Here is a 10,136-nt window from a genome sequence, read left to right as displayed (position 1 = left end):
TTCGGGCGAATAGAGCGCTTCTATTCTACCTTTCAGCAATTTTTATCAGCCGTTCGGGCGAATAGAGTGCTTCTATTCGACCTTACGGCAATTTTTTTGAGCTGTTCGGGCGAATAGAGCGCTTCTATTCTACCTTTCAGCAATTTTTATCAGCCATTCGGGAGTATAGAGCCTCTCTATACGACTTTTCGGCAACGTTTCTCAGTCGATCGGGGGTATAGACGAGCCTTATACAATTTTCCATTGTAATCGAAAGCAACAGACTAAGGAGGATATCCGAAATTGAAACGACTAATCAGTTGCACAACGAGCGAAATGCAACAACTCTCTGGTAAAGACTTAAAAGCATCCATCCAGGCATCTGAAGGCCGGGTCGTTTTGTCCGAAGTGATTGGAACGAGTCAACCGATGTATCCGGAAGTCACGAATGCAGAGATGGCAACCGCATTTGGTGCCGATCTTATTTTGATGAATATCTTTGATGTTTTTCAACCGACGGTCAATGGTGTGACCGAGAATGCAGATAACATCGTCGATGAAATAAAGCGATTGACGGGAAGGCCTGTCGGAATTAACCTCGAGCCAATTGACCCTCATGCAAAGCAACTTGAGGATTTGAGCGACCTGCCGATTGGACGAACAGCTGCCGAAGAATCATTGAAAAAAGCTTATGAACTTGGAGTCGACTTTGTTTGTTTTACCGGCAACCCGCAAACAGGCGTCACTAACCCAGAAATCGAATCAGCAATCAAGAGGGCCCGCGAAATCTTCCAGGAAGACGTCATGATTATTGCTGGAAAAATGCACGGAGCCGGTGTCGCTGGTGAGAAAGGTGGGGAAATTATTACGGATGAATGGATTGAAAAATTTATTCAGGCGGGAGCTGACGTCCTTTTGATGCCATCTCCAGGAACAGTTCCAGGAATCACTGTTGAGCACGCAAGCCATTGGGCAAAAGTAGCCCATAAAAAAGGTGCTCTTGTCATGACAACAATCGGGACGAGCCAGGAAGGTGCTGATCAAGCGACGATCCGCCAAATCGCTCTCCAAAATAAAATGGTCGGTGCAGATATCCATCATTTAGGTGATGCTGGATACACAGGGCTTTCTATACCGGAAAACATCATGGATTACTCTATTGTCATCCGTGGCAAGCGTCACACATATATCCGTATGGCTCGTTCTATTAACCGATAAAAAAATAAGCAGTTCAGTTTGCTGGACTGCTTTTCAAAAGGTTAGATTTATGGAGGGGGAATAATGAGATGTTATACTTATAAAACCATTAAATATGTATATGGATTTCTTTTGATTAGTCTTCTTTTAATTTCAGGTGAACTCATTTTCGATTCCGAGGATGGAAAGTTGATCTATTAATCGAAAGTAACGAATAAGCCTGAAGATACGTTGATCGATTACTTCTTGATGAGCGCTATACTCATTTTTTTCATTTGTGGAATATACGTAGTTTTCTTCTCGTAATTACTCCCTCAGTTTCTCATCCAATTCAATCCTCGGATTCACTTCCAACAACATCGCAACGAATTTTTCTTCATGGTCTGGGGAAATTAACGCTACTTTATAATGGCCATATAAAATCTCCATCCGGTCAATTGACAAAGCTGGTGCTGAAAAAGGGCTTTTTGTTTTACGTAACTTTTTAATCTCATCGATTGGTACCGTTGACTTAAATGGTCCTGATCGTATAACAATCGTTCCATCCTCTACTAAATATCCGGTGCCAAACCAAATCCATAACAAAAAACCAATCAACAATACATTAATGATGATTCCAATCAAGCTATCATACGTGATCAACTGATAGCCATCAGGTTCGCCACCCACAAAATATACGCCGACTAAAAACAGAATTATTCCCCAGAAAACGATGATAAAAAATAAATCTTTTTTTGACGGAAAATACATCAGCTAAACCTCTTCTCTACTTTTAACGAAACTGATTCAATTCCGTTTCTTTAAATGATTTCAAAACTATTCAACGCAAGCAATAGCGTAATCGCAAAGATAATCCAACCGACGATGTTGAGCCATGTTCGGTTTGTATTTTCACCTAGCATTCGACTATTGTTCATAACAAACATCAGGAACAGAACGATAACAGGTAAAATTAATCCATTTGCATATTGCGAAAAGACGATGAGCTGAATTGGACTGTAACCCATACTGGCAAAAACGACTCCTATGATTAAAATGAACAACCAAATCGCGCGGAATTTATATGATTTTAAATGCTGTTTCCATCCGAGCACTCCAGTTGTCGCATACGCTGCAGCAAGTGGTGCTGTCATCGCTGAAGTAATTCCCGCCGCAAAAATGCCTAAACCAAAGACATATTTTGCCCAAGTACCGAGCAGCGGTTCAATCTGATTAGCCATATCAATTGGGTTTTCAATATTGGTTCCAAGCGGAAATGCAACCGCTGCAGTTACGATGATCGAAACGGTGACAACCATAACGATGATCATGGAAAAAATAATATCGAAGCGGCTATCTCCTAAACGCTCTTTTCCTTCATAGCGTTCTTGCACCGTTGCCGATTGTAAAAAAGTGTATAAGGAACAATCGTTGTACCGATTAAAGATATCACTAAAATTGCTGCCCCGTCTGGAATCTGAGGAGCAAATCCTCCAAATATCTCACTAAAGTCTGGCTGGATAACAATCGCCGTCACAATAAAACTAAAGCTCATCACTGCAATTAAAACGATGAAAACACGCTCAATCATTTTATAATTTCCAAACCATAATAAAAGGGCAGCAATGACGCCGATCACGATTGACCAATAACTAACAGGCGTGTTTGTAAGTGCGGCTACACCAATGGCACCGCCGGTAATGTTTCCTGCCTCATATGCCGCATTCCCGACAAAAATTGCTGAAATAATTAAAAGAATTGTAGCTGTTTTCAATACCGGGTTCTGAAATTGATTGCGGAACGCAGCTCCTAAATCCATGCGAGACACAACACCTAAACGGGTTGTCATCTCTTGCAAAAACATGGTCGCCAAGACGGAGAAGACGAGCGCCCAAATGAGTGTATAACCAAATTCAGCGCCAACAGATGAAGCTGTCGTTACGGTCCCAGGTCCGACAATTGCTGCAGCGACAATCGTTCCTGGTCCAACCCGCTTCAGTCGTTCGAACAATCCTTTCTGAGCCATATGGAACCTCCCCGTTATTTTTCATGTACAGCATACATTATTTTCTGATTATTGACAAAATGCAATTGGCTATAAAAAAAGCTACAACAGCAGCATTGGCTATTGAAGCTTTTTAGTAAACGATTTATTTTTTATCAATGAAATACTGTGCACCGTTCGCCACGCGTTCTTGCGGGCTCAGTCGGTGTCCCTCTTGGTCTTCGATTCTAACTTCTCCTTGCAAATGCTCACTGAATGCTTCTTGATCATAGGTCATGAGTGCATCTCTCACTCGTGCACCCATAAAGACTTCGACCTCTTTCCCATTCACAAAGACATTTACAGTACCATCTAAACCTTCTAGTTCACTCATGTAATCACCTCGTTATTTTCTGCCACGAATTTTGTTGTATAATTTCTTAGCTACAAATACACGAAATAACATCCGAAAAATCCATCGCATTAGGGACACACCTTTTTTTGCTTTTGGTTTACTATTCCCCGATTGCTCTGTTTTCAATCATGGTGAACTTAGGTGGAACTGAGTTTATAACTTCCCATGTGTAAACTTTTTAGTCAGCTTGAAATGAATGTAAGAAGCGATGACCACGCCAAAAATGGCAATTACCCATCTGAGTAACCATTCCAGTGTAGTATGATCAATCATGTCCAACATCCAATTTCCGAAAAAGTAAATAATGATAACTCCGACAGCGACAGCCGTCACAAGGCTAATAAAGAAGCCAATCCACTCACGAACGTTTAACTTTTTTAGATCTCTCCACATTAATAAAGTAATCCCTATTAACAATAATACAAATGAGATAACTTCCGCCATAATCATTCTCCTAACTCAATTTAAGCACGCTAAACATATTTCTACTGCTTCATGTAAATCGTTTTGTGACCAGCTCGGGATTCGCCCATGCTCAATTGCTAGCTGATGTGATGCAGGCATATGGATAAACCCTGTTGGCACTCGTTCGTTATTTTGTTGAAAATAATAAAGCGCTCTGTACATGACATGGTTACACAAATAAGTGCCCGCTGAATTCGATATTTTCGCTGGGAAACCCGCTTCATATAAGCGATCAACCATTTGTTGAATCGGCAATGTCGAGAATATACCGTCTGGTCCGTCCGTATGTATTTGTTCACCCTTCGGCTTGTTGCCGGCATTATCGGGTTGATCGGACTCATTGCAATTAATCGCAATCCGCTCAGGTGTTATTTGATTTCTTCCGCCAGCTAACCCTAAAGATACAACAGCATCCGGCTTCACTTCTTTAATCAAGGTGATAATGGCATCGCCGCTTTTTTTGTAATCGACGGGCAAAATCTTTCCGACCACTTGATAGCCTGCTATTTCTGTATTATGAAGATTTTTGACAATATTCATTGTTGGATTTTCGCTAAAATTTAAAAACGGTTCAAAACCAGTTAACAATAATGTTTTCATCTGACTCGCTCCCTTTCCTGCCATTTTAACACATGTTCGATATGATAAAATGAAGAAAATAACTGAATGCATAAAGGAGTCATTCCATGGTCCCCATTCAAAAAATCACCTTGCACAAATTACGCATGCAAATGAAAAATCCGTTTCAAACGAGTTTTGGTACTCTTCAAAATAAAGAACTGTTTATTATTGAAATTGAAGACGGTGAAGGAAATCATGGTTACGGCGAGTCTGTTGCCTTCACAGAGCCTTGGTATACCGAGGAAACGGTGTGGACGACGGAGCATATGCTTATTGACTTTTTGATTCCGTTATTAATGGAAAAACCAATCAATCACCCGCGCGAGATCACCGAACGTTTTTCGGTCATCCGCCGAAATAACATGGCGAAAGCGTCCATTGAAGGCGCTGTTTGGGATCTTTACGCCAAAAGAAAAGGCATCTCGTTGAGTGAGGCGCTTGGAGGTAGTCAACAAACGATTGATGTCGGCATCAGTCTCGGCATTGCACCGACGACCGAAGAATTGCTCAGCCGTGTCCAAGAAAAATTAGATGCAGGCTATAAGCGGGTGAAGTTGAAAATCAAGCCCGGCTTTGACATCGAGCCACTAACAGAAGTCCGTAAGAAATTCCCAACTGCACAGTTGATGGCTGATGCCAATTCGGCCTACACACTCGATGACCTTACGCATTTGAAGCGACTGGACGCATTTAACTTGATGATGATCGAACAACCACTCGGTCATGATGATATTGTCGATCACGCATTTCTACAGCAAGCAATTCATACACCGATTTGTTTGGATGAAAGCATCAACTCATTTGAAGACGCTCGGAAGGCGATTGAACTCGGAAGCTGCAAAGTCATCAACATCAAAATCGGGCGCGTCGGCGGACTGACCGAAGCCAAACGCATTCATGACTATTGTGCTGAAAAAGGAATCACCGTTTGGTGTGGCGGCATGCTTGAAGCTGGAGTCGGACGAGCACATAACATTGCACTCACAAGCCTGCCGAACTTTACTGTACCTGGAGACACCGCAGCTTCTGCACTTTATTGGGACCAAGATATTATTAAACCAGAAGTAATGGTTGATAACGGTGAAATCACTGTACCGACTGGCCGAGGGATTGGGTATGACATCGATCATGAGGCGATGGAGAAATTTACGATTGCTAAAAAAGTGTTTGAATTTTAATTCGGCTTTAGTGAGCGTGTTCAGGGCTGAACGTTCAAACGAGAGCATTAAACGTTCAAATGATGTGCGTGATCGTTCAAACGACGGTGCTAAGCGTTCAAAAGAATAACGCTATCGTTCAAAAAGTATGCATAACCGTTCAAAGTGCGCACGCAAACGTTCAAAGAAGTACGCTAACCGCTCATAGCACCCACAAAAAAGAGCGTTCTTCATTCATCTTATGAAGAGCGCGCTTACTTCTATTATTCTTCTCTTGTCGCATCCATTGCTTTTATAATGCTGTTGCGGAAGCCGTTTTCTTCCAACGCAGCGATCGCCTTAATCGTTGTGCCTTTCGGTGTACACACTTGGTCTTTCAGCTCTCCAGGGTGAATGTCCGTGTCGCGCACCATTTTTGCGGCACCCAACACAGCCTGACTCGCCAAGCGATATGCCTGTCTACGTGGAATTCCTTGCTTCACCGCACCATCTGCCATCGCTTCAATCATGACGTAGACATATGCCGGGGATGAACCGGATATTGCTGGGATGGCGTCCATTTGCTTTTCATCCATCACTTCCACTTGTGAGAAAGCTTGGAAAATCTTAATGACTTCACCTTGCTCTTGATCGGATACGTGTTCATTCGGGCTAATGACGGTCATGCCTTCTCCGACAAATGAAGGTGTGTTCGGCATGCTACGGACAACTTTTGTATGTTCCCCGAATACGTCAGTAATATCTTTAATCGAAACACCTGGTGCAATGGTGATAATGATTGAACCTTTCTTCAAATGTCCTTTTACTTCTTCGATCACTTCTGGATAAACATATGGCTTCACTGCAAAAAATAAATAATCACTTTCTGAAGCGACTTTTTTATTATCTCTGAACATCTCGATTCCATATCGCTCTTCCATCCAATTGATCGTGCGGGTCGTTAAAGCGGAAGCAAGAATCTGATTTTTATCCACCATTCTCGATTCCAACATCCCACCAATCATCGCTTGTGCCATTTTTCCACTGCCAATAAAACCAATATTTTTATCCATGTTAACATTCACCTCGTACGAATAGTTGAATTTAATTTTAGTAGATAGAAGCTTGAAAGTACAGGGTTATACTATTGGAATATCTTCATTTAAGGTAAAATAAATTTAGAGGGGGTTATAATAATGATTCATCAACTAAAACAAGTTTTCCCAAATTTAACCAAAGAATCAAACAGCGATTCTCACTATCAATTTACATATAATGATCAGAATTACGGTATACCATACAATGATCTAACAGATGAATCTATACAATTACTCAAACTACTTCTATCACCTGTTAATTTAGATGAGCAGTCTATTAATTGGTTATCATTTATCAATGGTGAAACAGATAAAGCACCTGAGCAAGTAAGTCAATTTCGACTATTTATTGTTATCAATTCAGATCCAATAGAAGATTTATTACTTGTACAGAAATCTCTTAATGATGTTTTCGGAAAAAAATTGATTTACTTTCCTTTGGGTAAAAGTGAGTTAATTTTGTTAGAGTCCATTGAGCCAGCAGAAGATATAATTGATATTGCTCCGTTAGTAGATGTTTTATCTAGTGATTTAGAGATGAATTTGCGAGTTTTTGAGTCATCTTTATATTCCGATGTTGATGAATTACCCTATCTTTTTCATAAAATAAAAAAGATTTCACAGAGCTGCTTTCAGTTCACCAACAAAAAGTTTATCCATCAAGACCAAGCGTTAGTATACTATTTGATGCAACAGCTCTCTGATGATGAACAGTTGCTTTTTGCTGACAGTATTCTAAAGGAGACAGCTAATGATGTCGAGTTATTAAATACAATTGAAACAGTAATCGAGTGTCAACTTAACATTACTTTAGCTTCGAAATTATTATTCATGCATAGAAACACTGTACAGAACAGAATCGAACGTTTTCAAAAAATAACAAATTGCAATTTGCATGATTTTGAAGATAGCCAAAATGTTTATATGGCTATTCAATATGCTAAATAATTTCAACCCGACAATCTGCACACTAAAGCTTAATAATCGTGTGCAGATTTTCTATTATCTTATCTTTGAATATTCGGTAAACTGAACTTAAATGATCTATGGAGGGGAATTTTATGGCAGAGTTAAGACTAGAAAACATCAATAAGTTTTATGGGAAAGATGTTCAAGCAGTAAAAGATTTTGACTTACATATTCAAGATAAAGAGTTTATCGTATTTGTTGGACCTTCTGGTTGTGGAAAATCTACTACTCTAAGAATGATTGCTGGCTTGGAGGAAATCACATCTGGTGATTTATACATCGATGACCAACGAATGAACGATGTGGCACCGAAAAATCGGGATATCGCAATGGTCTTTCAGAACTATGCACTTTACCCACATATGACCGTGTATGATAACATGGCGTTCGGATTAAAGTTGCGGAAATTCAAAAAGAAAGAGATTAAGGACCGCGTTAACAATGCAGCCAAAATCTTAGGGTTAGAAGACTATTTACATCGTAAACCTAAGGCACTATCTGGGGGACAACGTCAACGTGTTGCTCTTGGAAGAGCGATTGTACGCGATGCAAAAGTGTTCTTAATGGATGAACCTCTCTCTAACTTGGATGCTAAACTACGTGTGCAAATGCGTGCTGAAATTCAAAAATTACATCACAGGCTTCAAACAACAACTATATATGTTACGCACGATCAGACGGAAGCAATGACCATGGCATCACGTTTGGTTGTCATGAAAGACGGAATCATACAACAAGTTGGTACACCGAAAGATGTCTTTGACAATCCAAACAATAAATTTGTTGCTGGATTTATCGGTTCACCAGCAATGAACTTCTTTAACGGATTTTTATCAGAAGGAAAAATTGCAATAGGAAACATAGATATAGAAGTTCCTGGAGATAGATATCAGCAATTAAAAGACCAGGGCTACGAAGGTAAATCAATCACTTTAGGCGTACGTCCAGAAAACATTGTTTCTCCAACCGAATTACAAGGTACTGAAAACATCACTTTTTTTGATGCTGAAGTGAATGTCGCAGAATTAATGGGATCAGAGACTTATCTATATTCTTCTCTTAACGACGAAGAATTTATTGCAAAGGTCGCAGCATCCGCTGAGCATGAAGCAGGAGATACTGTGAAACTTGGATTTGAAATGAATCATGTACACTTTTTTGACCAAGAAACTGAAGAGAGAATTAAAGTAAGTCAGGGCAATCTAACTTTCCAACAAAGTTAAAATAAACTTAATCTATCAATCTTCTTAATGCATAAATAAAACTCCAGATTGCAGAAATAGCTAATCTGGAGTTTTTATTTACTTTTATGCAAAGAGGCAATAGCTCCCCTAGTGCTATCGAGATAATCAACAGCTTGATCATACATTTTTGAAGCAATACACATGAATAATATATCTATAACGTGTAACTGTGCCATTCTAGATGATGTTGCACCACTTCTGAAAGTAGCTTCTTTTGCAGGTGATGTATGTAAATTAATATCCGCTAAGTTAGCAACAGAAGATTTTCCAAAACTTGTGATACTAATTGTAGAAACATCATTTGCGTTAGCAAGCTCCATAATTTTTTTGACCTCAAAAGTTTCTCCTGAAAAAGAAATACCTACGACGACATCGTCTTTACCAGCGTTCGCAACTAAAGTAGTGGCCATATGAACGTCGCTGTAAGCTGTAGAGTGCTTATTTATCCGGGTAAATTTTTGTTGTGCATCAACTGCAGCAATCCCTGAAGCTCCTACACCAAAAAAGTGAATGCTTTTTGCGTTCAGAATGCGTTCGACCGCTTTTTCCAACTCTGATAAATTTAATATTTGCTCGGTTTCTCGAAGTGTATTCATACTTAACTGTGTGATTTTGTGTATTATGCTATCAAAGTCTTCATTCTTCTCAATATCACGGTTAAATTCGGTTACTTCTCCGTTAAGATCTCCTGCGATGCGTAATTTCAATTCTTGTAAACCTCCCAAACTCAGTGATTTACAAAGGCGAATTACTGCTGCACCACTAGTATGACTTGCTTCGCCAATCCCAACAGCCGTCATTTGAATAGCTTTTTCGGGATCTGATAGGATATATTCTGCAATCTTACGTTCCGAAGGAGGAAGTTGATCTTTCATCTCTTTTAAAATCATTAAACCTCCATTTGCTTTCGCCATCTATTCACCCCCTACCATTTCACACTATTTTTTTAATCATAAATGAAATTATATGAATAAATTTCATAAATCTTAGCCCTTACAGGGCAAGGGTTTCAAAACACAAAAAAGGAAGTACCTCCCCAAAGTCTGTATA

Annotated in this window: 10 protein-coding genes and 1 pseudogene; 4 read left to right on the top strand and 7 right to left on the bottom strand. The window is 39.8% G+C overall.

Annotation, left to right across the window (positions count from 1 at the left end; translation table 11 throughout):
• The first annotated feature begins 282 nt into the window (after window positions 1–282).
• On the top strand, window positions 283–1,197 hold the full coding sequence (locus FPQ13_RS12520) for a DUF7916 family protein (RefSeq protein WP_144089663.1): 915 nt from the start codon (window positions 283–285) through the stop codon (window positions 1,195–1,197).
• Window positions 1,198–1,482: 285 nt separating this feature from the next.
• On the opposite strand, the gene FPQ13_RS12515 is transcribed toward FPQ13_RS12520, so the two are convergent.
• The 5 genes and pseudogenes from FPQ13_RS12515 to FPQ13_RS12495 all read right to left on the bottom strand — a co-directional run bounded on the left by FPQ13_RS12515 (window position 1,483) and on the right by FPQ13_RS12495 (window position 4,619).
• Window positions 1,483–1,926: a PH domain-containing protein gene (locus FPQ13_RS12515; protein ID WP_144089662.1), complete on the bottom strand. Its 444-nt coding sequence runs from the start codon at window positions 1,924–1,926 to the stop codon at window positions 1,483–1,485.
• Between the two features lie 50 nt (window positions 1,927–1,976).
• Window positions 1,977–3,181 (bottom strand): annotated as a pseudogene (locus FPQ13_RS12510) (Nramp family divalent metal transporter).
• Window positions 3,182–3,305: 124 nt separating this feature from the next.
• Window positions 3,306–3,533 carry a hypothetical protein gene (locus FPQ13_RS12505; RefSeq protein ID WP_144089661.1) on the bottom strand — a complete coding sequence of 76 codons (228 nt, stop codon included), beginning with the start codon at window positions 3,531–3,533 and terminating at the stop codon, window positions 3,306–3,308.
• A gap of 174 nt (window positions 3,534–3,707) precedes the next feature.
• Window positions 3,708–3,998 (bottom strand): hypothetical protein, encoded by a 291-nt coding sequence (locus tag FPQ13_RS12500; protein WP_144089660.1) that lies wholly within the window; start codon window positions 3,996–3,998, stop codon window positions 3,708–3,710.
• A gap of 15 nt (window positions 3,999–4,013) precedes the next feature.
• Window positions 4,014–4,619, bottom strand: coding sequence for a pyroglutamyl-peptidase I (locus FPQ13_RS12495; protein ID WP_144089659.1), 606 nt, complete (start codon window positions 4,617–4,619; stop codon window positions 4,014–4,016).
• An 86-nt stretch (window positions 4,620–4,705) separates the two neighbouring features.
• Between FPQ13_RS12495 and menC the strand changes: the two genes are divergently transcribed.
• Window positions 4,706–5,818 (top strand): o-succinylbenzoate synthase, encoded by a 1,113-nt coding sequence (menC, locus tag FPQ13_RS12490; protein ID WP_144089658.1) that lies wholly within the window; start codon window positions 4,706–4,708, stop codon window positions 5,816–5,818.
• Window positions 5,819–6,060: 242 nt separating this feature from the next.
• Here the strand turns inward: menC and proC are convergent, their stop codons facing one another.
• A complete protein-coding gene (gene proC / locus FPQ13_RS12485; protein ID WP_144089657.1) occupies window positions 6,061–6,849 on the bottom strand; it encodes a pyrroline-5-carboxylate reductase in 789 nt (262 codons plus the stop codon).
• Between the two features lie 123 nt (window positions 6,850–6,972).
• Here proC and FPQ13_RS12480 point away from each other — a divergent pair, with 123 nt between their 5' ends.
• Together FPQ13_RS12480 and FPQ13_RS12475 are read left to right on the top strand one after the other, a co-directional pair.
• Complete coding sequence (locus FPQ13_RS12480) at window positions 6,973–7,821, top strand: PucR family transcriptional regulator (RefSeq protein ID WP_144089656.1); 849 nt, start codon at window positions 6,973–6,975, stop codon at window positions 7,819–7,821.
• Window positions 7,822–7,934: 113 nt separating this feature from the next.
• Window positions 7,935–9,065, top strand: a complete 1,131-nt coding sequence (locus tag FPQ13_RS12475) for an ABC transporter ATP-binding protein (protein ID WP_144089655.1) — start codon at window positions 7,935–7,937, stop codon at window positions 9,063–9,065.
• 74 nt (window positions 9,066–9,139) lie between these two features.
• Here the strand turns inward: FPQ13_RS12475 and FPQ13_RS12470 are convergent, their stop codons facing one another.
• On the bottom strand, window positions 9,140–10,000 hold the full coding sequence (locus FPQ13_RS12470; protein WP_144089654.1) for a MurR/RpiR family transcriptional regulator: 861 nt from the start codon (window positions 9,998–10,000) through the stop codon (window positions 9,140–9,142).
• Between the last annotated feature and the right edge of the window lie 136 nt (window positions 10,001–10,136).

The organism is Allobacillus salarius, from assembly GCF_007559425.1.
GTDB classification, from domain to species: Bacteria; Bacillota; Bacilli; order Bacillales; family Alkalibacillaceae; genus Allobacillus; species Allobacillus salarius.
The sequence above is the reverse complement of the archived record's forward strand: the minus strand, read 5'-3'. Positions and strand labels throughout refer to the sequence as shown.

What these genes read in the sequence shown, in the direction of transcription:
- FPQ13_RS12470 (WP_144089654.1), bottom strand. Translation starts at nt 10,000, where the DNA reads ATGGCGAAAGCAAATGGAGGTTTAATGATTTTAAAAGAGATGAAAGAT.
- proC (WP_144089657.1), bottom strand. Translation starts at nt 6,849, where the DNA reads ATGGATAAAAATATTGGTTTTATTGGCAGTGGAAAAATGGCACAAGCG.
- FPQ13_RS12475 (WP_144089655.1), top strand. Translation starts at nt 7,935, where the DNA reads ATGGCAGAGTTAAGACTAGAAAACATCAATAAGTTTTATGGGAAAGAT.
- FPQ13_RS12515 (WP_144089662.1), bottom strand. Translation starts at nt 1,926, where the DNA reads ATGTATTTTCCGTCAAAAAAAGATTTATTTTTTATCATCGTTTTCTGG.
- FPQ13_RS12480 (WP_144089656.1), top strand. Translation starts at nt 6,973, where the DNA reads ATGATTCATCAACTAAAACAAGTTTTCCCAAATTTAACCAAAGAATCA.
- FPQ13_RS12495 (WP_144089659.1), bottom strand. Translation starts at nt 4,619, where the DNA reads ATGAAAACATTATTGTTAACTGGTTTTGAACCGTTTTTAAATTTTAGC.
- FPQ13_RS12505 (WP_144089661.1), bottom strand. Translation starts at nt 3,533, where the DNA reads ATGAGTGAACTAGAAGGTTTAGATGGTACTGTAAATGTCTTTGTGAAT.
- menC (WP_144089658.1), top strand. Translation starts at nt 4,706, where the DNA reads ATGGTCCCCATTCAAAAAATCACCTTGCACAAATTACGCATGCAAATG.
- FPQ13_RS12500 (WP_144089660.1), bottom strand. Translation starts at nt 3,998, where the DNA reads ATGGCGGAAGTTATCTCATTTGTATTATTGTTAATAGGGATTACTTTA.